General features: G+C 68.4%; 19 protein-coding genes. 7 read left to right on the top strand and 12 right to left on the bottom strand.

The window, feature by feature from the left end; all coding sequences use genetic code 11:
- Positions 1-78: 78 nt before the first annotated feature.
- On the bottom strand, positions 79-816 hold the full coding sequence (locus tag ACFK0J_RS07980; RefSeq protein WP_378737962.1) for an ATP-binding cassette domain-containing protein: 738 nt from the start codon (positions 814-816) through the stop codon (positions 79-81).
- A complete protein-coding gene (locus ACFK0J_RS07975; RefSeq protein ID WP_378737960.1) occupies positions 813-1,895 on the bottom strand; it encodes a sugar ABC transporter substrate-binding protein in 1,083 nt (360 codons plus the stop codon). The genes ACFK0J_RS07980 and ACFK0J_RS07975 overlap by 4 nt, the downstream gene beginning before the upstream one ends.
- Before the next feature lie 103 nt (positions 1,896-1,998).
- Between ACFK0J_RS07975 and ACFK0J_RS07970 the strand changes: the two genes are divergently transcribed.
- Positions 1,999-3,174: an ROK family protein gene (locus tag ACFK0J_RS07970; protein WP_378737958.1), complete on the top strand. Its 1,176-nt coding sequence runs from the start codon at positions 1,999-2,001 to the stop codon at positions 3,172-3,174.
- 6 nt (positions 3,175-3,180) lie between these two features.
- On the opposite strand, the gene ACFK0J_RS07965 is transcribed toward ACFK0J_RS07970, so the two are convergent.
- The 6 genes from ACFK0J_RS07965 to ACFK0J_RS07940 form a co-directional block, all read right to left on the bottom strand.
- Positions 3,181-3,720 carry a hypothetical protein gene (locus ACFK0J_RS07965; protein WP_378737956.1) on the bottom strand — a complete coding sequence of 180 codons (540 nt, stop codon included), beginning with the start codon at positions 3,718-3,720 and terminating at the stop codon, positions 3,181-3,183.
- A 49-nt stretch (positions 3,721-3,769) separates the two neighbouring features.
- Complete coding sequence (locus ACFK0J_RS07960) at positions 3,770-4,054, bottom strand: hypothetical protein (RefSeq protein ID WP_378737954.1); 285 nt, start codon at positions 4,052-4,054, stop codon at positions 3,770-3,772.
- Positions 4,055-4,085: 31 nt separating this feature from the next.
- On the bottom strand, positions 4,086-4,613 hold the full coding sequence (locus ACFK0J_RS07955) for a hypothetical protein (protein ID WP_378737952.1): 528 nt from the start codon (positions 4,611-4,613) through the stop codon (positions 4,086-4,088).
- A 45-nt stretch (positions 4,614-4,658) separates the two neighbouring features.
- Entirely contained in the window at positions 4,659-9,431 is a 4,773-nt protein-coding gene (locus tag ACFK0J_RS07950) for a hypothetical protein (protein ID WP_378737950.1), read from the bottom strand.
- A 124-nt stretch (positions 9,432-9,555) separates the two neighbouring features.
- Positions 9,556-9,891, bottom strand: coding sequence for a hypothetical protein (locus ACFK0J_RS07945; protein ID WP_378737948.1), 336 nt, complete (start codon positions 9,889-9,891; stop codon positions 9,556-9,558).
- A 259-nt stretch (positions 9,892-10,150) separates the two neighbouring features.
- Positions 10,151-11,506 carry a flavin monoamine oxidase family protein gene (locus ACFK0J_RS07940; RefSeq protein WP_378737946.1) on the bottom strand — a complete coding sequence of 452 codons (1,356 nt, stop codon included), beginning with the start codon at positions 11,504-11,506 and terminating at the stop codon, positions 10,151-10,153.
- Between the two features lie 300 nt (positions 11,507-11,806).
- On the opposite strand from ACFK0J_RS07940, the gene ACFK0J_RS07935 reads away from it, so the two are divergent.
- On the top strand, positions 11,807-13,168 hold the full coding sequence (locus tag ACFK0J_RS07935; RefSeq protein WP_378737944.1) for a DUF2252 domain-containing protein: 1,362 nt from the start codon (positions 11,807-11,809) through the stop codon (positions 13,166-13,168).
- Between the two features lie 3 nt (positions 13,169-13,171).
- On the opposite strand, the gene ACFK0J_RS07930 is transcribed toward ACFK0J_RS07935, so the two are convergent.
- On the bottom strand, positions 13,172-13,672 hold the full coding sequence (locus ACFK0J_RS07930) for a CGNR zinc finger domain-containing protein (protein ID WP_378737942.1): 501 nt from the start codon (positions 13,670-13,672) through the stop codon (positions 13,172-13,174).
- 275 nt (positions 13,673-13,947) lie between these two features.
- Between ACFK0J_RS07930 and ACFK0J_RS07925 the strand changes: the two genes are divergently transcribed.
- The 3 genes from ACFK0J_RS07925 (at position 13,948) to ACFK0J_RS07915 (ending at position 17,858) form a co-directional block, all read left to right on the top strand.
- A complete protein-coding gene (locus ACFK0J_RS07925; protein ID WP_378737940.1) occupies positions 13,948-15,207 on the top strand; it encodes a hypothetical protein in 1,260 nt (419 codons plus the stop codon).
- Positions 15,208-15,370: 163 nt separating this feature from the next.
- Entirely contained in the window at positions 15,371-16,438 is a 1,068-nt protein-coding gene (locus ACFK0J_RS07920) for a cytochrome P450 (protein ID WP_378737938.1), read from the top strand.
- Positions 16,439-16,580: 142 nt separating this feature from the next.
- The gene (locus ACFK0J_RS07915) at positions 16,581-17,858 is read left to right on the top strand and encodes a hypothetical protein (RefSeq protein WP_378737937.1); all 1,278 of its coding nucleotides are present in this window, start codon (positions 16,581-16,583) and stop codon (positions 17,856-17,858) included.
- Positions 17,859-18,100: 242 nt separating this feature from the next.
- Here the strand turns inward: ACFK0J_RS07915 and ACFK0J_RS07910 are convergent, their stop codons facing one another.
- From ACFK0J_RS07910 to ACFK0J_RS07900, 3 genes are all read right to left on the bottom strand, one after another.
- Entirely contained in the window at positions 18,101-19,198 is a 1,098-nt protein-coding gene (locus ACFK0J_RS07910; RefSeq protein ID WP_378737935.1) for a CSLREA domain-containing protein, read from the bottom strand.
- Positions 19,199-19,332: 134 nt separating this feature from the next.
- The gene (locus ACFK0J_RS07905; RefSeq protein WP_378737934.1) at positions 19,333-20,061 is read right to left on the bottom strand and encodes an NIPSNAP family protein; all 729 of its coding nucleotides are present in this window, start codon (positions 20,059-20,061) and stop codon (positions 19,333-19,335) included.
- A 45-nt stretch (positions 20,062-20,106) separates the two neighbouring features.
- Positions 20,107-20,427, bottom strand: a complete 321-nt coding sequence (locus ACFK0J_RS07900; RefSeq protein ID WP_378737932.1) for a DUF4873 domain-containing protein — start codon at positions 20,425-20,427, stop codon at positions 20,107-20,109.
- Positions 20,428-20,599: 172 nt separating this feature from the next.
- Here ACFK0J_RS07900 and ACFK0J_RS07895 point away from each other — a divergent pair, with 172 nt between their 5' ends.
- Complete coding sequence (locus ACFK0J_RS07895) at positions 20,600-21,592, top strand: diiron oxygenase (RefSeq protein WP_378737930.1); 993 nt, start codon at positions 20,600-20,602, stop codon at positions 21,590-21,592.
- Complete coding sequence (locus tag ACFK0J_RS07890; protein ID WP_378737928.1) at positions 21,589-22,578, top strand: diiron oxygenase; 990 nt, start codon at positions 21,589-21,591, stop codon at positions 22,576-22,578. The genes ACFK0J_RS07895 and ACFK0J_RS07890 overlap by 4 nt, the downstream gene beginning before the upstream one ends.
- The last annotated feature ends 2 nt before the right edge of the window (positions 22,579-22,580 follow it).

Raw genomic sequence — 22,580 nt, 5'->3', positions numbered from 1 at the left:
GACGCACACTGTGACATGGTTCGTTCGCTACGCTCTCTCACGACAGCACCTCGCCAGCGCTCGGCATGATCCGCTCGCTCATGCGGCCGCTCCGGTGATCGCTGCCACGATATCCTCTTGAGTCGCTTTGGCGGTCTCGAATTCGCCTGCGTTGCGGCCCAATCGCAGCACCACGACCCGATCGCTGACGGACCGCACATCGACCAGGTTGTGCGAAATCAACAGCACGCCGAGGCCGCGCTCGCGTAGGCGGCCGATCAGCGCGAGGACCTGTGCGGTCTGTTCGACGCCGAGTGCCGCGGTCGGCTCGTCGAGGATCACCATTCTCGGTCGGCCGAGCAGCGCCCGCGCGATGGCGACCGACTGGCGCTGCCCGCCCGACAACGCGGACACCGGCGAGCGCACATTCTTGATCTTCACGTCCAGCGAGGCGAGCATGTCACGGGCGCTGCGCTCCATCTCGATCTCGTCGAGCACGCCGCAAATCCTTGTCTCCGAACCGAGATGCAGGTTGGCCACGACATCGAGGTTGTCGCACAACGCGAGATCCTGGAACACCGTCGTGATGCCGAGCGCCTGCGCGTCCTGCGGCCGGGCGATCCGCACAGTTTCGCCCGCGAAGACGATCTCGCCCTCGTCGGCCACGGTGACGCCCGAGATCGCCTTCACCAGTGTCGATTTGCCCGCACCGTTGTCACCGACCAGCGCGACCACTTCTCCCGCGTGCACTTGGAGATCCGCACCCGCCAGCGCCTGCACCGCACCGTAGCGCTTGGTGAGCCCGCGGGCCGAGAGAACCGTTGGGCGAGCTGTCATTTGATCCCCGCGGCTTGGCAAGCCGCCGCGACGTCGGGCGTGCAGATATCGGCGACGGTGTACAGACCGTCTTTGACGATGGTGTCCTTGATGTTGTCCTTGCCGACCGCGATCGCGTCGAGCAGATACGACGGGATGTCGGTCGCGCCGTTGTTGGTCTTCGCCGGTGCCGTCGGCCGTTCGCCCTTGGTCAGGGCGACCGCGAGCTCGGCCGCGCGCTCCGCCTGCGCGCGGTAGTCGAGATAGATGGTCATGGTCTGCTCGCCGGTCAGAATCCGTTGCACACCAGCGAGTTCCGCGTCCTGCCCGGTAAGTGGCGGCAGAGTCGAGTAACCGGCCCGCTTCAGCGCCGCGATCGCGCCGCCGGCCATGCCGTCGTTGGCCGAGTACACGCCGACGATCGCGTCTTTGCCGAGCGCGGTGATGGCCTGCTCCATCTGCTGCTGCGCCTTGTCGGGAGACCAGTCCGGAGTGTCGAATTCGCGGCCGATCTTCACCTTTCCGTCCAGCGCCTCGTGCGCGCCCTTCTTGTAGTCGCCCGCGCTGGGGTCGGTCGGCGACCCATTGATCACCACGACCTGTCCTTTGTCGGCGGTGCCGCGTTTGTTCAGCTCGGCGAGCAGGGCCTCGCCCTGCACCCTGCCGACCTTCACGTTGTCGAAGGACACGTAGTAGTCGTAGCCGATGCCCGAGATCAGCCGGTCGTAGGCGATCACCGGGATCTTCTTCTGTTGCGCCTTGTTCACTTGCGGCGCAACGGCATCGGCGTTGACCGCGTCGAACACGAAGACGTCGGCACCCTGGGTGAGCGCGGATTCGAACTGGCCCTGCTGTTTTGCCGCGTCTTGATCGGCGTTGAAGTAGAGCACCTTGCACTTGCCGCAGAGTTGCTTGACCTTCGCCTCGAACAGCGGACGGTCGAAGGCTTCATAACGGGTGGTCTTGGATTCCGGGAGCAGCAGCGCGATCGTCGGGTTGTCGCCACCCGAGTTCGCGTCCTTCGCGCTGTCGCCGGAGCTACAGCCTGCCGCCAGGACGAATGCGGCCGCCGCCGCGGTGAGGAGCTGAATTCGACGCATGAGGTCACCGTGCCGAGAGGAGAGCGAGAGCGCCCGGTTGAGCGTTGGTAGGAAAGGTAGTTTACTAACTCGGAGGTGTCCAGTGGAACGAGCAGGAGGATTGATGAGTAGGGTCGGCAATCCCCAGCTCCTTCGGACGATGAACGAGCGGCTGCTGCTCGACTACCTGCGGGTCAGCGGGCCTGCCTCGCGCGGCGAGCTCGCCAAGGCGAGCGGTTTGTCGAAACCGACGGTGTCGGCGGCACTTTCGGGCCTCGAGCAAGCGGGTCTCGTGCAACTGGTCGGTTCGCTGAGCGGCAGGCCAGGACCGACCACCGCGCTCTACGACGTGAATGTACGCGCCGGTGTGGTGGCGGGCATCGATATCGGCCGGAACTGGATTCGCCTCGCGATCGCCGACCTGCGTGGCGAATTCATCGGCCGCCGCGACGTGCGCAACACCGCACGCTCGGCCGCCGATCTGGTGCGGCGGGTGCGCATGCTGGCCGACGAGGTCGCGGCCGAATCCGGGATCGCTTGGTCGGCAGTGCATTACGCGGTCATCGGCAGTCCCGGGGTGCTCAACTCGCAGACCGGTCGCCTGGACTATGCGCAGAACCTGCCCGGCTGGGGTCGCGCCGGTCTCGTCGTACAGTTGCGCGCGGCACTGGAGGTCGAGTCGACCATCGAGAACGACATCAACCTGGCCGCCCTCGGCGAGCTGACGCTCGGTGCGGGAGTAGGTGTTCGCAACTTCGTGCTCATCTCGATCGGCACCGGCGTCGGCATGGGCATCGTGATCAACGGCGAGCTCTACGTGGGCAATACCGGTGCGGCGGGCGAGGTCTCGTTCCTGCCTGCCTCCGAGGTCGACGCTCCCCCGCTCGACGCCCGCGAACGCGGCATGACCGAAACCGTTGCCGCGGCGGGTGGTGTCGCGCGTGCGGCCGCGCAGGCCGGGCTGCCGGCGGCGTCCGCGAAGGAGGTCTTCGTCGCGGCGGCCGCGGGTGACCCGCGGGCTCGGGCCGTCGTCGAATCCGAGGGTCGCCGGATCGGCGCGCTCATCACCGCGGTCGCCGCGATTCTCGATCCGGAGCTCGTCGTGCTCAGCGGCGGCATCGGGAACAACCTCGATCTGCTCGGGGACGCGATCGCTCGGCGGATGGCCGAGCTGGGCCCGCTGCGGCCGCGCATCGTCGCGAGCACGCTCGGCGACGACGGGGTGCTCACCGGCGCCGTTTCCCGGGCCCTCGCCGTCGCTCGTGATCAGCTGTTCGAAAGGCGTTCGGCGGGCGCCTGATTCGCCTCAGCGCGCGCCGAGCGGTGGGCCGTACCGCGGGCCCTTCGCGTCGGCGAAGACGGCGGGACACGCGCGGCGCATGCGGTCCATGGAGGTGTTGAGGGAGGTCAGGGCCGCGGTGACCGAATCGGCGACCGGTTGGGCCGGATGACCATTGTCCAGGACGGTGACGAAGTCGGACAGCGAGTGGTGCAGTTGGCCACCCGCGATCGCGACGTCACGGTAGGCGCTCCCGATCAAGCGCGAACCCATCCGGTCTACCACCGGATCGATGGTCGTCGAGACCTGGCCGGACAGCCGCATGCCCTGGGTGACACGGGTTTTCACCTCGGTAAAGTCGCCGCGGGTGGCGGCGGGACCGAGCCCGTCGAGTTGCTCGGACAGCTGACGGAAGGTGTCGCGCAGTCCGGCGATGGCTTGGCCGCCGAGCGTGCAATCCGCGGTGTCCGCGTCGGCGACGCGGTTGCGGTCCGCCGCGGTGGACCCTCCGTTCGAACACGCGCTGAGCAGGGCGGCGGCGAGTAGGAACAGGACGGCAACCGACACGCCGAGGGAGGTTTTCCCTCGGCGAGCCGGCCGCCTGCGTCGGCGCGAGTTATCCGACATGGGTCAGCACCGTGAGGATCGCGTTCTGCACGGCGGGCACGAAGGCGAGCGTCATGACGACCGCCATGCCGAACCCGGTCTGCATGTGCCGGTGCCGATTCCACCAACCGATCGGATCGGTGCGGGACCGAGTGTTCCACTCGACACCGGTGTCGGCGGCGACCTCGTCGCTTTCGTAGTAGCCGAACGCGACCGGGGCCGATCGGATATCGAGCAGACCACCCAGTGCGTCGGTAGCGAGGCCACCGGAGCCGATGTTTCGCGAATCGAACATGGTGCCAACCCCTTTCGTACTCGTCGCCCGACTACATCTCGATGGTGCTGCTCCACGGCCGCATCAGCTCGTCGTAGACGACCTGGGTGAATTCGCCTTGGCCGACCAGGTCGCTCAGCACGGCGGCGGTGACGGCCTGCCCGACGACGGTTACCGCGCCGATCGAGCCGAACGACTCCAGCAACCCGCTCAGGTCACCGGTGGTGCCCACCGCGGTCGGCGAGACGGCCTGCCCGGCGATCATGCCCGCGAGCTGCACATTGCGGGATCGCCCGAAAGCCTTGGCGGTCTCCGCCGCGATATTCACCGGATGGGCCGCCACCGTTTGGGCATTCGCGCCCATGCCGAGCCCGGCCAGTAGTCCGCTGAGTCCGCCTTCGAGGCCCGCCCCGTTGGACAGTGCTGAAACCTTGTCCTGGATCAGCTTTTTCGACGCCGCGTTCAGCTTTTCCCGTTCGTCGGCGGTCAATTGGCCGGATCGTTCGATGATGCGGACTGCCTCCTGCCACTGCGGGCCGTAGAGGTATTCCAGATGCAGGGTTTCCGTTGTGTGCGTCATGGTCTGATCTCCTTTGCTAGCTGGCTTGGGACAGTGCAGGATTCGTCACAGCGAAACGCTGACCAGGCGGGCGGCGGGATCGTGCGCCACCGCTTCGGCAGCCCCCTTTCCGGTGTAGGGCAGGTCGGCGAACGCGACCGGTTCGGCCGCGGGCGCCTTGCTCGGGAGCGGAGCGAGCAACTTCTGCAGCGAGGCCGCCAACTGCTCCAGGCTCGGATCGTCGGGAATGTCGTCGAGGAACTGCGTTCCGGTCGCCGCCGTCCCGCCCCCCGAGCCACCCAGCGGTCCATTGCGGTCCAGCGCGGCCCGAATGGCGGAGATGATGCCGACCCGCGCCCCCGGCGTCAGCAGCACGGCAATCGCGACGGCAATCGCCGCCACCGTGGCCGCCCCCAGCGCCGCCAACGGCAGACCGATCAGCCCGGCCAGAGCAACCGGCGGCGCGGCCAACAGGCTCAGCACGCCGACCGCCGCCAACGGCACACCGACCAGCGCGGCAAGCGCACCACCGATCAACAGCACCGGAAGCGCCAGCAACGCAAGCGCACCCACCGCCGCAAGCGGCACACCAACCAGCGCGGCAAGCGCACCACCGATCAGCAACACCGGCAACGCCAGCAACGCAAGCGCACCCACCGCTGCCAGGGGCACACCGATCAGAGCGGCAAGTCCGGCCAATGCACCACCGACCAGCAGGACCGGAAGCGCAAGAAGCGCAATACCACCGACCACGGCCAGCGGCACACCAACCAACGCGGCCAACGCACCACCGATCAGCAACACCGGAAGCGCCAGAACCGCAAGCGCGCCCACCGCCGCAAGCGGCACACCAACCAACGCGGCCAGCCCAGCCAGCCCGGCACCGATCGCCAAGACCGGCAACGCCAGCAGTGCGATCGCACCGATCACGGCAAGCGGCACGCCAACCAGCGCGGCCAAGGCTCCACCGATCAGCAACACCGGAAGCGCCAGAACCGCAAGCGCACCCACCGCCGCAAGCGGCACGCCGACCAACGCGGCCAGCCCAGCCAGCCCGGCACCGATCGCCAAGACCGGCAACGCCAGCAGTGCGATCGCACCGACCACGGCCAGCGGCACGCCTACCAACGCGGCCAGCGCGGCACCGATCGCCAGCACGGGAAGGGCGAGCAGGGCCAACGGGATACCGACCACCGCGGCCAACGCCGCACCGACCAGCAACACCGGAATCGCGAGCAGGGCAAGCGCTCCGACGGCGGCCAACGGGACGCCGACCAGTGCGGCCAGTCCAGCGAGCGCGCCACCGATCAGCAGCACCGGCAACGCGGCCAGTGCGCCGAGCACCGCCAGTGACACACCGACCGCCGCGACCAGCGCTCCACCGATCAGCAGGACCGGCAGCGCGAGCAGCGCCAGCGCGCCCACCGCGGCCAAGACCAGCAGCGGCAGGATGGCCAGCAACGCCACCGGCAAGCCGATCGCCAGCGCCCCGAATACCGCCACCGCACCGGCCACCAGGAACGGCGACGCGAGCACCGCGAGGCCACCCAGTGCGGCCACGGCCAGCAGCGGCACCGCGACCAGGGCCAGCAGCGCGAGCACCGGAAGCGCCAGCACCGCGATCACCGGCACGGCCACCGCGGCCAGCGCACCGAGTGCGGCCAGCCCGAGCACCGGCACCGCGACCACGGCCAACACCGGAACCGCTACCAGCGCAAGCGCTCCCAGCGCGGCCAGGCCCAGGACCGGTACCGCGAGCAGCGCCGAAACCGGCAGCGCGAGCAGCGCGAGCGCACCGACCCCGGCCAGACCGACCAGTGGCGCGAGCACCAACGCGAGCACGCCGAGTGCGGTGAAGTCGAGCAGGAAGCTGCCCACGAACAGCGTCACCGCGAGGGCACTGAGGATCCCCACCACGGCCACGCCGATGAGCGCGCCCAGTCCGGTCAATCCGAACAGACCGAACAGCTGGATGCCGACCGCGAGTGCCGCGACCGCCAGTCCGGCCACCAGCACCGGTGACCACACTGCGAGCAGTGCCAGCGCGATGATCGGCGACAGGGCGGTGGAGACCACCACCGCGAACGGACCGAACACCAGGAACGGCAGCGTCAGCACAGCGGCGAGTGCGAGTCCGACTATCGACACCGCGGCGGTGGCGATGACCGCTGCCACTGCCAGCACCGCGGCAATCAGGTTGCCCGCCAGCAGGATCGCGCCGAGCCCGGCGCCACCGACCGCGATTGTCGCGATCGCCAGCACCGCCATGATCGCGAAGGCGGCGGCCGCGAGCGGCACGGAAATCAACAGGAACGGCGGGAAAACGGCCGACACGGCGACGAACACCCCGAGCGCCAGGACGCCGAAGACCATCCACGCGGCCACCAGGCCGAGTCCGAGCGCCGCGACGAACCCGCCGAGCAGGGTGCTGACAATCGCCACCGCACCGATGGTGCCCAGCACGCTGAACAGCAGCCCGCCGAAGATCAGTGGCAGTGCGAGCAGCGCCAGCGGCGGGTTGATCACGATCAGCGCGAACGCGGCGAGGGTGAGCATGACGAAGGACAGCGCCGAGATCACCAGCCCGCCCGCGAACACCGTTGCGACGGCGGCGAGGCCGAGTGCGAGCAGGCCGAGCACGATGGCGCCGCCGCCGAGCCAGGTGGCCACCACGAAGGCCGCGGCCACCACCCCGATGCCCGCGCCCGCGATGATCGCGAAGGCCAGATCGGCGATCAGGATCAGCGGGATCGCATACGGCATGGTGATCATGAAGAGCAGGCTCGCCACCAGCACACCGGATGCCAGCCCGGCGATCGCCAACAGGATCGTCCCGGTCAGCGCGAAGACCGAGAACGCGGCCAGGGCGAAACCGCCGAACAGGACCGTCAGCCCCAGCGCCGCCGGAATGGCGACCAGGCCGATGAAGAGCAGCGGCGCCAACAGCGGGCCGAGAATCGGGACCGCGAAGACGAGCACGGCCGTGGCGATCAGCCCACCGACCACCGCGAGCGCGGTACCGACCGCGCCGAACGCGGCGAACACGATGCCCGCCGCGGCCAGTCCGGCCCAGAGCAGGGCCGCGGCCACGAGACGAATTGCGGTGGCCACCAAGGCCAGCGCGAGCAGCACGGTCACCGCGACCGGTGCCACCACCGCGAGCACGATGAGTTCCGCGAGCGCGACCACGGCCAGGATCGCGCCACCGGCCAGACCCACCGCGCCGAACGCCAGCACAGCGACTGCCGCGAGCGCGAGCAGGATCGGAATGGCAATGAGCCCGAACGGGGTGAACAGCGAAAGCAGTCCGACTCCGCCGATCAGCACGACGGTGACCAGCCCGGCGACCCCGAGCACGCCGAAGAAGGCGACTGCCGTGGCGATGAGGCTCACGACGAGGAAGCCGAGCGCACCGGTGAAGAGCAGCGGCGCGAGGACCAGTCCGAGGAACGGCACGAACACCGTGGCCAGCAGGGCCGCCGCCGTCAACACGACGAACCCGACGACGCCCAGCGCCAGCCCACCGGCCAGTGCCGCCACGGCGAGCGCGATACCGCCGACGATCGCCACCGCGATCGCGGCGATGCCGCCGATCAGGATGATCGGCGCCAGCACCTGGAACGCGACGAACGCGACCGGAACGGCGATGAGCAGTACCGGAATAGCGATCACCGCGAGCACGAGTAGCACCGGAACCGCCAGCACCGCGAGGATCAGTCCGCCGATCACCAGCGCACCGATCACCAAGGGAGCCAGCACGATCGCGCCGAGGATCACCGCGCCGAGGGTGAGGACAGCCGCCACCGCGATGCCGCCGGCGAACAGCAGGGGTACCGCGGCGAGCAGCGCGATCACCGGCAACGCCAGCAGCGGCAGCGCAGCGGGGGTCCTGGCATCAGCCACCAGGCCACGCACCGCGTCCCGTATCTCGGTGAACACCGCGCCGATCGCGGCCGCCGGGTTCGATGCCATGACGAGCAGCGGCGCAAGGAAGGCGAGCACCGGGGCGAGGCCGGCCAGCTGGGGTGCGAACAGGCCGATCATCGGCGCGGCGATCGCGAGCAGGCCGGGCGGTAGCTGCTGCGCCGCCGGAACTTGTTGTCCCAGAGTCGGTGTGAGGAGATCGCGCAGTCCCTGGACCGGATCCGGTCCGTCCTTGGGGAAGCCGAACAGCGTGCGGGCCTGGTCGATCAGGTCGTCGATGGCCGGGGTCGCGCTGTTGCGACGGGTACCCGCCATTTCGGTGGCCTGCTGGACGAAGGCGAGCAGATCGTTGACCGGCCCCCGCATCGGGCCCTCGGGGAAGGTCCGGTCCGCCCAGGTGGCCAGCTGGTCGAGCGGCATTCCCGCACCGGCGATCTGCGCGGCGGTCGCGGCGAGATCGGCGACCGGCGCGGGAACCCGGCCCACCACATCCGAAACGACCGCCGCAGGAGTGCCCGGCGCGGCAGGAGTGCCCGGCGCGGCGAACGGCGCTGGTCCCGGTGGCGGTGCGCCGCCCCCGCGATAAGCATCGATCGCCGAGTTCACTTGGTCGCCGAAGGGCGTTGCCGCACCGACCGTGCCCGCGACACCGAGTGCGCTGTTCAGCGCATCCTGCTGCGACGGGTCGAGCAGTTGTCCCGCCACGTCGCCCGCGCCCGACAAAACGCCGTTCAGGTCACCGGGAGGTGGCGGTAACTCGAAATCGGCGGCGGCGTTTCCGGCGCCGATCATGGCGGTCGCCATCGAGGCGAATGTCGCCGCGGCGTACATCCCGCGCCGGGACCGTTCGACCCCCTTGCGATGACGTGCCGACGCTTTGGTTTCTCTCTGACGTTCCTTCGTGACTACGCGCATGACTGGAGCCTTTCCGTGAACCCGTCCCGCGGACGTGCTGGTTACGATGCGCCCTGGCCCTGTATTCGTGTGGTTCACGGGCTCCCGGCGCGGAAGGCGATATCGGGGACAAGCCCCGCCCGGATCAGACCGGACCGGTTTCGGCCGGGGCGCACGTCGCCCTGGACCAACCGCCACCCGGACCGATGGTTTGGCCGATGTGGGTGTGCGGCATGCCGAGGAGGTCGCGGCAGCGGATGAAGGCGTGCTCGCCGACACCGGAGCCGGGGTCGCAGGTGACCGTCAGTTCATTGGGAACCGAGGAGTCGGTCGTGCAACCGGACAGGTCCGCGGCCGCTGAGCCGGGTCCGACGAACCATCCGCCGACCAGCACTGTGCACAGCAGCAGCAGCGTGGCCGGGAAGGCGCGGCCCGTGCCGGACGACACCGACCTTTGCTGAATGTTTGCTAGATGTGCCATGCGCTACATGCTTCGCTTTGAGCAGAATCACAGTCAACATAATGGAGATCACATTCGCCGATTTGCCGAGGTCAGCAGCGCCTTTTTGCTTCAAGAATCCGAGCCCGCGTCAAGGAAGCGTTAATGCTTATATACGGGCACTATCAATCGATCTATGATCCAAATCTCATAACTGGACGATTGACTAGTTTAGCTATTCCGCAAATGTGAGCAGTAATTTCCGATTCGGAATGCGCAGCGCGGCATGGGAATCGATCCGTTAACCAACGGTGGCGTCCCGAGAAACCACGAGCACCTCGGCTGCGGCGCGCTCACCCGAGCGAATCGCACCCTCGATATATCCCGCCCATTCGGTGGCCGTTTCGCTGCCCGCCCAATGGATCGCGCCGATCGGTTGACGCAACGCCGAACCGATGCTCGTCAGCACGCCGGGCGGGAAGAAAGCGCCATATCCGCCGCGGGTGTACGGATCGTCGGCCCAGACTTTCTCGCGCCAATCGATCGGATCGCGCGCCGCGCGACCGAAGGCGCGGACCAGCGAGCCGACGATCATGGCCCGGCGTTCGGCGGCGGGGAGTGCGGCGAGGCGATGGGCGGCGCGGCCCGGGACGAGGGCACCGAGACAGCCCGGCCCGCCGGGACGGGTGGCGTCGAAGGTGACCGGGACCGGGTCGTGCAGGTTCAACGCCTGGCCGGTGAGCCGATCGTCCCGCCAGAAGGGCCGCTCGTAGACGGCGAAGGCCTTCAACACCGCACCCATCGGCATCCGCTGGGTCAGGTGATCGCGGGCGGCGGGCAGCGGCGGGTCGTAGGCGATCCGCCCGGCCAGCGCGGGTGGTAACGCGACGATCACCTGTCCGGCGCGGACCTCCCCGAACTCGCCGCTCACCGAAAGCCCCTCCGGCACTTGGCGAATCGAGGCGACCGGGGCGTCGAGCCGCAGTGCGTCGCCCAGCTCGGCGGCGATCGAGTTGGCCGGGCCGTCGGCGCCGTCGACGAACAGGCGGGTCACCGTCTCGGCCGTCACGCCCGCCTCGACACCGCCCGCGGCGCGAATGGTGGTCAGTACGGCGAGCATCGAGACGCTGCCGACGTCGACGCACAGCTCCTCGCCGATCATCACCTCGGCCAGGTTCCTGGCACGCCGCTCGGGCAGGTTGCGGCGCAACCAGGTCGCCGCCGTCATCGCATCGAGCCGGTCCGCGCCTGGAGTGGTCCATGGCCGCGCGAGGTCGATGCGCGCCGCCAATCGTTCGATCCGCCACAAGGCCTGTGCGAGCACCACCAGCACGAGCGCGGGCAGCGGCGGCCGCGCACCGACGAACGGCCGCCGCACCGCGCCCTCGACCAGTAGATTCACGCCGTTCGACGGCGCCGCATAGGTTTCAGCGCCGTACTCCTCGGCAAGCGCGGCGAACCGGGTGTGGGCGCCGGAGATCCACTGGGCGCCGAGATCGATGACCCAGTCGCCCGCGATCCGGTCGGTCAGCACCCGGCCACCGACCCGTCCGCTCGCCTCCAGCACAACGACCTCGCGCCCCGCCGCGCGCAGTGCCCGCGCCGCACAGAGTCCCGCGTATCCGGCACCGACGACAACCACATCCGCGCGGTCCATGCGGCCTCCCGTCGCTACACCACCGTTGGATAACCCACTGTTGATCACCCGCCGCCGATGCGCAACCGCTCGGCGGTCAACGCACGCGGGCGGAGGTCTGTTGCCCACCTGCCGATGCACATTGGCCCCGCCCACCACGCTGACCTCCTGAATTAGCCGGAGCACCAGGAGGTTCCGAGAAACAACCGCAGCCGCGGCCAGCCGGGCGCTCCGGACCGCCGATGAGCTGCGATCCGCTTCGGTCGCCGACACTCAGCGCATATTTGCTAATTAGTTGCCATCTGATGACAAACTGGCCCGATGGCGAACTCTTCGGCGATTGCGGAACCCGGCGCGGTCGACGTGGGGCGGCGCGCGCGCAAGCGGATCGGGCGGCGCGCGTTGGCGGTATGGGACCCGCCCGCCGACCGTGCGGATCCGATCGCCGTGCTCGAACGCCAGGCCGCGACCCGGGTGCCCCAGCTGGTTCCCATCCGGTACGCCCGAATGGCCGCCGGGCAGTTCCCGTTTCTGCGCGGCGCACCCGCGATCATGGCCGCCGATCTGGCGGCCTCCCCCACCACCGGACTGACGGTCCAACTGTGTGGTGACGCGCACCTGTCCAACTTCGGCCTGTTCGCCTCGCCGGAACGCGCACTGGTCTTCGACGTCAACGACTTCGACGAGACCCTGCCCGGCCCCTTCGAGTGGGACGTCAAGCGGCTGGCGGCCAGCATCGCGGTGGCCGCGCGCGCCAACGGCTTCGCCGATACCGACGCCGAAACCGCGGTCGGCGCCGCCGCGCGGGCCTACCGGGAGACGATGATCCGGCTGGCCGGTCTCGGCGAGTTGGCCGTCTGGTACGAGCGGATCGACGCCGATCAGCTGGCCGCGCTGGTGCGCAAACCCAAGCGCCGCAAGGGCGTCGAGCAAGCACTCGCCGAGGCGCGGGCGCGCACCAACCTGCAGGCGCTCGGGAAGTTGACCGAGCCGGATGCCGAGGGCGTCCCCCGCATCAGGCACCGGCCGCCGCTGCTCATTCCGATCGAGCAGATCGACGCCGAAACCATCCGGCGGGTCTTCTCCGACTACCGGCGCACCCTGGCCGAGGAGCGCCGGGTCCTGCTCGACCGGCACGAGATGCTGGACATGGCGGTCAAGGTGGTCGGCGTCGGCAGTGTCGGCACCCGCTGCTTCATCGTCCTGCTGGCCGGGCGGATGACCGGCGATCCGCTGTTCCTGCAGGTGAAGGAGGCCGAGCCGTCGGTGCTCGCGCCGCACACCGCGCCGAGCAGGTTCCGCAACCAAGGGCATCGGGTCGTGCACGGACAGCGGCTGACCCAGGCCGCGAGCGACATCTTCCTCGGCTGGGCTACGGGCGCGGACGGCAGGCACTACTACTGGCGCCAACTGCGCGATATGAAGGGCTCGGCCGTCATCGAGGAGATGTCGCGCGCCTACCTGCGCGACTACTCGGCACTGTGCGGCCGCACTCTCGCGCGCGCCCACGCCCGCTCCGGCGACCGGGTCGCCATCGCCGCCTACCTCGGCTCGAGCGACACCTTCGACCGCGCCATGATCGACTTCGCGGTCGCCTACGCCGACCAGACCGCCCTCGACCACCGAACCCTGCTCGCCGCAATCGAATCCGGGCGGGTCGAGGTGGCGGCGAAGGCGTACTGAGGCTCAGTCCGAGCGACGGGACCGATGTTCGGCCACGTGCACCCGATTCGAGCACCGCGGCGAGCAGAAGCGGCGCCTGCCATTGCGAGAGGTGTCGACGAAGACCTCGGCACACCCCTCGCGAGCGCAGCGACCGATGCGGTTCGGGTCGTCGCAGAACAGCGCGGCGAGCCCGACCGCGGTGTACGCCTTGACCCGTTCGTCGACGGGTGCCGTCTCGTCGGCGAAATGCAGGTGCGGCGCTCGGCTGTCGTGCGTCGAAATATAGGGCCGACTGGTCGTTTTGGCGAGCAACGCGTTGAGGCGGTCCACCGTGGGGCGATCGAATACGGCATCGAGTTCACCGATCCACCGCCGCAGTTCCGCGGCCTGCGACGCGGTAAGCGTCCCGAGCGGTTTGTAGTCGGATTCGGCGAGCAGTTGCCGGAGGTCCTGGTCGGGGCCGGCGTTCACCAGCCTGGCGGCGAGTTCGGCCGCGGCGCCACCGTAAGGGTTGAAATGCACTAGGTCATTACATCAGGCTGACCGCATGGACCTGACCTGCCCCTCCTGTTCCTGGCCGACACCGACGGTCGTGTCCGCGCACGGCTGCGTCCGGTACCTGCGCTGCGTGTGCGGCCAGTGGCTGATCGCCGAACATGGTCTCGTTGTGGCCACAACCGGAAACAGCTCATTCGGTACGAGCGATACAACACACAGAGGTGATGATCCCGAAAGACCGTGGAGTGCCCGGTATTCGAGCTAGCCTCGATGGGCAGTCTCATGTGGAGGGATTCGACATGACCACGGCTACCGTCATCCGGCCGTTGGCACCGAGCGAAGAGATCTTCGCCGGTAGCGAAGTCCTCGTCGGCTATTCGATGCGACTGTCCGGTCGGTTGAATTTATCCGCGCTTTCCGCGGCGTTCGATGCCGTGGTCCGCGCGTACCCCGCACTCGGCGCCCATTTGGAAGAGGACGGGCACGGCCATATTCTCGTCGACTCCCTCGATTCCGCACCGGAAATCACCGTCGTCGACGGCGATCCCGAACAATTGCTGAGCGGTGCGCGATTGGACCAGCGCACCGGACTCGCCGCACTGTGCGTGGTCCGCGACGGCGACAGCACGGGGGTAACGCTGATAACCCACCACAGCATCGCGGACGCGTGCCATTCGCTCGCGGTGCTCGCCGAGCTGTGGTCGTGCTACACCCAGGTCAGCGACGGCCACGCGCCGATGCTGACGCCACATCGCTTTCCGGCCGCCGTGGAGGACCTGCTGCTCGCCCGATGCGTCGAAAAGATGTCCGGCCTGCCGGTGTCCGCTCGACCGCTCGCCGTCAGCGCGGCCACCGCCACCGTCCCACCGGTCGGCGCGGCGGACCGACCCTATCTGCTGCCACTGACGGCACGCTGCCGCCTGACCCGGCAGGAGACCGTCGCGCTCGCCGACCTCGCGCACCGGGAAGGGACCACGATCAACGGGCTGGCCTCGGCCGCGATCCTGCTCACCGAGGCAGAGCTGCGCGACCTGCCGTTGACCGAACTCAGCTACACCTACTCCGTCGACCTGCGCAACCGGGTCACCCCCGCGATCGGCAGCACCGAGGGAACGAACGTCCTCGGGTTCGCCGATTTCATCCCCGCTCTCAGCGGCGGAACAACGTTGACCTCGCTGGCCCGCGGCATCAGCGATGCCCTGCGCAACGGCCTCGCGACCGGCGTCGTGCAGCAGACACCACTGCACATCCCCGACATCGCGTCCGGCCCGCCGCCGCGGGCTCCCGGCATCGTGCTGGCGACCAACTGGGGCCGAATCGACCGGCCGCGCCTACCGGAAGGTCTGCGGGTCAACGACTTTCGCACGATTATGATCGCGAAGCCGGACAAAGCCGGGCGGCGGCTACAACAGCCGAGCGGCACCATCATCATCAGCACGTTCGATGACCGGCTGAGCATCGAGATCCATCATCCGGTGGAAACACTCGCGCAGCAGCGGCTGCGGGTGCACCTGCTCGCCGCGCATCTGGATGCGGTCAGCGAGGTCGGAGCCGCATAGCGCGGTGGCGCGGACCGAGTCCGGACCCCGTCCGGCGACGTCCAATACACTGCGGGCAACGGGCGGCAGTGAGGTTGGGGTGATGGTGGAAACAGCGGCGATCGGAACGTCTGCGAGCACACGATGGGCCGAGCACGCGAGCTGGCGGGGAACGGTACGCCGTATGGAAACGCCTGATGGCCACCCGGTTTGGGTGATCGCCGGATACGACGAGGTATCCGCGTTGCTCGCCGATCCCCGGCTCAGCCTGGACAAGCGGCACGCGTGCGACGGATACACCGGCTTCGCGCTGCCGCCCGCGCTGGATCGGAACCTGCTGAACATGGACGGCGACCAGCACCACCGGATCAGAAAGCTTGCCGCACCGGCGTTTTCCCGGCGATCGGTCGATGATCTGCGTGCCGCGATCGGGCGGATCAGCGGTGAGGTGTTCGACTCGCTTCCCGAAAACGGCAGTGAGACAATCGATCTGCTCGACGAGCTGTGTGTCCCGGTGCCCGCCCTCGTCCTCGGCGAGTTACTCGGGGTACCCGCCGACCTCTCCCCGCACCTGCGCGACGCCGCGGCGGCGATGTTCACCGTCGACACCTCGTCGGCGGAATCCAGGCAGCGGCTGAAGGCAGCCATCGGCTGGCTGACCACCACCTTCGCCGACTTGGTCGCCGCGAAACGGGCCGACCCCGGCGACGATTTGCTCAGCGGCTGGGTACGGGCCCGCGACGACAAGGCGGTGCTCACCGAGGACGAACTGGTGTCGCTGGCTTTCCTGATGATGCTGGCCGGCCTGGAGAACGCGGTGCACATGTGCGGCAACATCATTGCCACCCTGCTCGATTCCGGCGACGCTCCGGCAGCCGTCGCCGCATGGCCGTCCCGCCGTGGTGAGCTCATGGAGCAGGCCAATCCGTCGGCGTTCGCCATCCGCCGGTTTCCGATCGCCGACCTCACCGTCGGCGACACGACCATCCCGAAGGGCGACACCGTCCTGCTGTCGCTGATCGGCGCCGACTCCGACCCCGCCCGCAACGGCAGGCGGAGCCTGATGTTCGGCCGCGGCCCGCACTACTGCCTCGGCGCCCAGGCGGCCTCGCTGATCGTCGACGCCGTCGTCCCGGAATTGTTCACGCGCCACCCTCGCGCCCGGCTGGCGATCCCGGCAGCCGAGCTGACCTACCGCGCCTCGTGGCGCTCCCACGGCCTGGTCGCGCTGCCCGCGATCCTCGCCCCCTGACCGCGAAACCGCAGTGAGACGCCGGTGAAACCCGGCTCGTGGATGGTGGTCGGCGGCCGGAAAATCCGTTTGCTCCGGCGTGCGTGCCGCGGCTTGGATCACCCCGTTGGCACGAAACTCGGCACAGGAGAAGGGGAGCTCTATGACTACGTCTACTGTCATCCGCCCGTTGGCACCGAGCGAGCAGATGTTCGCGGGTACGGAAGCCTATGTGGGGTACGGGGTGCTGGTGTCGGGTCGCTTGGACCTGGCGGCCTTGTCCGCGGCATACGAGGCCGTGGTGCGCGCGTATCCGGTGCTGGGCGCGCGGCTGGAGCCGACCGAGGACGGCGGCTACGTCCTGGTCTCGTCGGCGCGTGCGACACCCGAGATCTCGGTGGTCGACGGTGACCCGGAGCGGCTGCTGGTCGATCCGAAATTCGATCAGAGTGTCGCGCTCAGCGCGGTGTGTGTGGTCCGCGACGGGGACACGGCGAGCGTCACGTTGGTGACGCATCACAGCGTGGCGGACGCCTATCACTCGCTGGCCGTACTTGCCGAGCTGTGGTCCTGCTACACCGACGCCGTCGCGGGCCGACCGCTGGAGCGGGCGGTTCGGCCGTATCCGCGGTCCGTCGAAGACCTGCTCGCGGAGCGGGGGATCGAGAAGATGGTCGATCCGAATGTGGCCGAGCCCCCGGGTTCCGCCGCTGACGAATCGACTGTGCCCGAATCGGCTACGCCCGAATCATCGGTGCCCGAATCCGGTCCTGACGATCTCGAATTCATTTCGCCGCGCACCGCACGGTGCCACTTGTCGGCGGCGGAGACCACGGCGCTGGTCGAGCTCGGACATCGGGAGGGGGTGACGATCAATGGCCTGGTGTCGGCGGCGGTCCTGCTCAGCGAAGCGGAGGTGCTGGAACTCCCGCTGACCGACATCCTGTACACGTACCCGGTCGATCTCCGCAGCCGGATCACGCCGACGGTCGGCCTGACCGACGGCACCAACGTCCTCGGCTTCGCCAACTACGTCCCGCAGGAGACCACCGGACTGCTCGACCTCGCCCGCGGTATCTGTGAGTCGCTGCGGACGAGCTTGGCCGCCGGAATCGTGCAGCAGACTCCGCTGCACATTCCCGATATGGCGGCGGGCGAGTTTCGACTCGAGCCCGGTATGGTCATCGTCACGAACTGGGGGCGGGTGCCGGACCTCCGGGCACCTGAAGCGTTGCGTATCAACGATTTCCGCTCCACCTTGACCGCGCGGCCGGACCGGACCACTATGCGCCGGGCGGAGGCGCCCGGTGGCGGTGCCTGCGTGGTCAGCACCTTCGGCGGCCGGTTGAGCATCGAGATCCATCACCCGGAGTCGAATATCGCGCAACAGCAACGGCGCATCGACGGCATCTCCGCCAAGCTGCGCGCCGCCATTTCATAACCGCTCCGACGTGGCGTGGTCAGCCGTGGGTCGAGCTCGGGGCTTCGCCGGAACTGCCGCCCCGCTCGTCCGCGGTCTCCGGACTTATCCGGCCGGGCGTCGTGCCAGTTGATCAGGACGACCCGGCGGTAGCGCCGGACACCAGCATCGACATCACCCAGGCGAAGGCCTGGCCGAGCATCGTCATCCAGTCGCCTACATTGAACGAACCCATCGCGGATTTCCTTCTGGTTGTGGGTATTTCAGCGGGTGCCCGCGTCGGGACGGACCTCGTCACCTGCCGCGGTCAGGTCGCAGGAGTGGTCGTTGCTGAGATTGCCGCCGGTGGACAGGATCACGGCGAACACCTTCTTGCAGTTCTGTTCGCCCAGGCCCGCGGTGTTCTGCGCGATGGTCGAACCGCGCAGGATCAGGTGGCCCATACCGGGATTGACGACATCGGTGAATTGATACGGCAGTGTGTCGAGATAGGCGGGCGCGATATTGATGCCGCCGCCGCCCTCATCGGCGCTGTTGCCCATGACGACGGTGTCGATGAGCACCACCTCGCCGATCCCGCGGATATCGAGTCCGCCACCGCGGCCCGCGAATCCGCCGATCCGGTACCACTTGGTGCGCGGATTGACGACGTGGTTGTCGGTGATGGCCGTCCTGGTGAACGTGCAGGTGTTGTCGCAGCGCACTCCTCCGGCTTCGCCCGCCGCGTTGGCGGTGATGATGCTGTCGGTCACCTTCATGTCCGCGACCGGAATGTTGAAGATGCCGCCGCCGTAGTCGGCGGCATTGCCGGTGACCGTCACGTGGTCGAGCACCAGCTTGCCCGAGTTGGCGATGCCACCGCCGCCGGTCTCGAACAGCGGGATCTCGTGTTCGGCCGCGCGGCCGCCGGTGATGGTCAAGCCGGAGATCGAGACGTTGGCCGTGGTCAGTACCACCCGGTCGCGGTGCCCGGCGTCGATGACAGTGCGGTCCTGGCCCGCGCCTTCGATGGTGGTGTCGGCGGTGACGTCGAGGTCACCGGTGGCCGGATCGATGAAGGGGCCGTTGGTGTTCCAGAAATTCGGCGGGATGGTCAGCACGTACCGTCCCTCGGGCACCCGAATGGTGCTGCCCGGCCGGACATTCGCGGCCTGCACCGCCGCGCGCAGCGTGCACTCGCCGGTCGTGGTGCGGCATCGGCCCTCGAACGGGTTCGCTGCCGCACCGTCGGCGGTCGTCGTCACGGTGAAGACTTCCGGTGGCGGCCCGGCCGAGCCCGTGTCGGCGGCCACGTGGACCGGGGCCCCGCTCACCGCGGCGAGAACTACGACACCGATTATCGAAATCGACGAGATCTTCATCTGAACAACCACTCTCGGCCAGCAACTGTCTCAGTCATTTCGGTTCTAACAGAACCGAAACCCATGTCGTGGCGGGTCGGGCAGTTCCTTCGCTTTTGCACAATCCGGCTGGGCGTGTCGACAGGGCCGCTCGGTCAGCGCAGCAGAGATCGCGCGGTCGGCGCGAGCCGCAATCGCTCGACCGGGCCGGACAACCGTTTCGCCAGTTCTGGCTCGACCTCGGCGGTCCACGTTGATGCGGCGGCCAGCCGGTCGAGATGCTCGGCACGCTGATCGGCGTTGTCGAACAGCGCGAACCACACGAAAACCGTCTCCGATCGGACCGGAAGCGCGGCAAAGGTATTCGGCGCGGGATCGGTCAGGTAGCAGGCGATCGGCGGCGCACCGGTCGCCGCCAGCAGCGGCCGAACCCGGCTGTCGAAGAATTCCGCGAACTCGTCGGCAGGCGTATCGAGGTAGTAGATCGTTGCCAGCACCCGAGAGTCCGGTAGCTCGGTGGCGTGCACACCGGGACGCTCACCCGAGAGCGCGAATCCCGATGTCGCCGAGGCGGGCTGTAGCAGAAGCGCATTGGTGGTGTCGACCATCGTCGCCCGTGCCGCTGGGGCGTGCGTCCGCCACGCCTCCCCGTCCACGTAGAAGGCGGTCAACGCGGCGCCGCGTGATTCGATGTCGCGGAAGGCGCGAACCCAGACGAATCTGTCCGGGTCGTCCTCGTCCCGGAACTGCGCGACGATGCGCATGCCGACGGCTTCCTGTGTCTCGACGAGCTCCCGATCGAACAGTTCGATCAGCACGTCCCTGGTGCCGGGGTGCAGCGTGTACTGCCTGAGTTCGACTACCGGCCATACATTTTCAGTCATCCGGACACCGTGCCAGTAGGCACCGACAAACGCCACCGATCGGGGTCAGAGCAGCGGATACGGCGGCGTGCTCTTGCCCATGACGCGGTACCGGTTCCACAGATCGCGGTCGCCGACCACGGCGGGGCGGGCGGTGTCGCCGGTCCGCACCACGCAAGGTGTCCGTTGTTCGTCGCCGAGCACGACGATGAGCGCGTCGTCGGCGTCGATCCGGCCGACCCACCGGTAGACGCCGTCCGTCGGTTCCGGATATCCCCGCATCTCCACGCGCACCGGCACTTCCACGCCGCGAACGACGAGGATTGCGGTGCCGTGGTAGTCGGCCCCGGCGTGTGGGCTGCCCTCGTCTGTGCTGCGCCGTGCCATCGCGTCCACCTTCGTCGCCCTAAGTGTCTCAGACAATCTTGACAATACCGGCCCCGAGTTTCAGACTCAAGGTGTCGGTACCAGCGGTACCGGATAAACATTTCACGATCGTGCGCCGTTGCGGGTCGACGCAGGCGACGCACGCGCGCGACCCGGAAGAGAGCCGATCACGATGGGAACGCCGAGCCCCGAGCCGATCGAATTCCCGTCGCCCACTACCACTTCGGGTGCCCCGGTACGGCGCCGCCGCGCCGTCACCGATCGCGGGCTCAGTGCTCGGCGGTTACTGCTCGATGCCGCGGCGGAGACCTACGACGGCGACCTCGACATCGACTGGGTGGCGCCGCTCGATCCCGGCAAGCGCTGGCTGCCCGACCAGCTCAGCACCATCCACGGCACCTGGCTGTGGCATCGGATGGGTACCGAACAGCGCGCCACCCTCGCGAAATACGAGCTGGCCAACCTGCTCACCCTGGCCATCTATGCCGATGCGGCCCGGTCCATGCTGCTGTTCCGCGACATCATCGAGGCCTCGGGCCCGGCCGACGATCAGACCCGCGCCGCGCTGGCGGCCATTCACGCCGACAGCCGCACCATGGCCATGTTCGGCAGGATGGTGCACAAGAGCGGGCTGGCCCCCTACCGGCGACCGGTACTCGCTCAGGTGGTGTCCCGACTGGTGTTGCTGACGCCGAAGAACACCGCGACATCGGCGGTGACGCTGCTGATTCAGCAGGCCATGTACGACTTGGCGACCACGATCGCCGACGACCCCGATATCCAACCGCACTTGCGCCAGCTGATGAAGATCCATCGGGTCGCCGCCCGGCGCAACCTGGCCTACGCCCAGGACGAGCTGATCGCCGAAATCGAGCAGCACGGCAGAGTTTCCAACGCACTCGCCGCGCTCTGGACCGCGGCGGCCACCGCGGTGTTGTATCCGGCGGTCATCGCGGCACGCCCCTATCGAGCGGCCGGTGTGCCTGCCAGCCACGCGCTGCCCGCCGCATACCTCGGCCGCAACTACCAGGAATCGGCCCGCACGTTCACCGAATCCTTTGTCCGCCAGGGCGTCCGGGCCGGACTCTTCGGCGACCCGCTGACCACCACCATTCTCCGGCTGGGTCGCGTCTGGCCCGGTTCCGCACCGAGGAGGCACCGATGACCGAACCCATCCGGCACGCGGTCAGCACGGCGGGGATGTCGACCACCCGCGCCAAGAATGTCGGCGACCGGCAGAAAACCGCGCAGCGCCTGCTGCGTTCGGCGGCCGACCGCGCCTACGACGGTGAGGTGGACATCAATTGGGACGCACCACTCGAGCCGGACAAGCGCTGGATGCTCGACCACCGGCAGACGCTGTACGGAACCTACCTGTGGGACAGGCTGACCGAGGAGGAGCGCCGGACCCTCGGCATGCACGAGGCGGTCAGCGCGCTGAGCTTCGGCTTGCTCGCCGAGGCCGCACTGTCCACCTTCCTGCTGCGGCAGGTGATCGAATACCAGAACCCGGGCGACGAGCACAGTCGCTACGCGCTGGCGGAGGTCGGCGAGGAGACAAGGCATTCCACGATGTTCAGCAGGCTGATCAACAAGTCGGGCCTGCCCGCGTATCAGCCGTTCGTGCCCAAGCAGCTGTTCAAAGCGGTGCGGCTGATGGGGCTCGTCCCGATGGGCCCGGCGACCATGGCCGGTCTGCTGCTGGTCGAGGAGACGCTGGATCGGTTGCAGCGGGAGAACATGGACGACCCACGGATCCAGCCACATATGCGGCAGCTCAACAAGATTCACGTGCTGGAGGAGGCCAGGCACATCACCTATGCCCGCGAGGAACTGGTGCGACAGATCGGCAGACGCGGAAAGATGGCCAATGCCGCCCATCGACTCGCCTTCGCCGTCATGGTGTTCGGCATCCAGCCCGCCGTCGTGACGCCGCGGGTCTATCGTTCGGTCGGCATCCACCCGCTGCACGGACTCGCGGTCGCGCTGCTGAACCCGAACTATCGGGAGAACGCGAAATTCGCCGGGGAAATGCTGCTGCGCTATGCCTACGAGGTGGGCATGGTCCGTGGCGCCGTCAGCACCCGCATCCTGCGGCTGGCCCGGGCCCTGCCGGACGACGTGTCGGCCGAGTTGGCCCGGACGGTGTGACA

This window comes from Nocardia brasiliensis (assembly GCF_042691675.1).
Lineage (GTDB): Bacteria > Actinomycetota > Actinomycetes > Mycobacteriales > Mycobacteriaceae > Nocardia > Nocardia brasiliensis_D.
This window is presented reverse-complemented; position numbering and strand designations above follow the sequence as displayed.

Coding starts and splice junctions, on each gene's coding strand:
- ACFK0J_RS07960 (WP_378737954.1), bottom strand. CDS start 4,054: ATGTTCGATTCGCGAAACATCGGCTCCGGTGGCCTCGCTACCGACGCA.
- ACFK0J_RS07925 (WP_378737940.1), top strand. CDS start 13,948: ATGACCACGGCTACCGTCATCCGGCCGTTGGCACCGAGCGAAGAGATC.
- ACFK0J_RS07935 (WP_378737944.1), top strand. CDS start 11,807: ATGGCGAACTCTTCGGCGATTGCGGAACCCGGCGCGGTCGACGTGGGG.
- ACFK0J_RS07915 (WP_378737937.1), top strand. CDS start 16,581: ATGACTACGTCTACTGTCATCCGCCCGTTGGCACCGAGCGAGCAGATG.
- ACFK0J_RS07910 (WP_378737935.1), bottom strand. CDS start 19,198: ATGAAGATCTCGTCGATTTCGATAATCGGTGTCGTAGTTCTCGCCGCG.
- ACFK0J_RS07940 (WP_378737946.1), bottom strand. CDS start 11,506: ATGGACCGCGCGGATGTGGTTGTCGTCGGTGCCGGATACGCGGGACTC.
- ACFK0J_RS07970 (WP_378737958.1), top strand. CDS start 1,999: ATGAGTAGGGTCGGCAATCCCCAGCTCCTTCGGACGATGAACGAGCGG.
- ACFK0J_RS07950 (WP_378737950.1), bottom strand. CDS start 9,431: ATGCGCGTAGTCACGAAGGAACGTCAGAGAGAAACCAAAGCGTCGGCA.
- ACFK0J_RS07890 (WP_378737928.1), top strand. CDS start 21,589: ATGACCGAACCCATCCGGCACGCGGTCAGCACGGCGGGGATGTCGACC.
- ACFK0J_RS07900 (WP_378737932.1), bottom strand. CDS start 20,427: ATGGCACGGCGCAGCACAGACGAGGGCAGCCCACACGCCGGGGCCGAC.
- ACFK0J_RS07955 (WP_378737952.1), bottom strand. CDS start 4,613: ATGACGCACACAACGGAAACCCTGCATCTGGAATACCTCTACGGCCCG.
- ACFK0J_RS07905 (WP_378737934.1), bottom strand. CDS start 20,061: ATGACTGAAAATGTATGGCCGGTAGTCGAACTCAGGCAGTACACGCTG.
- ACFK0J_RS07980 (WP_378737962.1), bottom strand. CDS start 816: ATGACAGCTCGCCCAACGGTTCTCTCGGCCCGCGGGCTCACCAAGCGC.
- ACFK0J_RS07945 (WP_378737948.1), bottom strand. CDS start 9,891: ATGGCACATCTAGCAAACATTCAGCAAAGGTCGGTGTCGTCCGGCACG.
- ACFK0J_RS07920 (WP_378737938.1), top strand. CDS start 15,371: ATGGAAACGCCTGATGGCCACCCGGTTTGGGTGATCGCCGGATACGAC.
- ACFK0J_RS07975 (WP_378737960.1), bottom strand. CDS start 1,895: ATGCGTCGAATTCAGCTCCTCACCGCGGCGGCGGCCGCATTCGTCCTG.
- ACFK0J_RS07895 (WP_378737930.1), top strand. CDS start 20,600: ATGGGAACGCCGAGCCCCGAGCCGATCGAATTCCCGTCGCCCACTACC.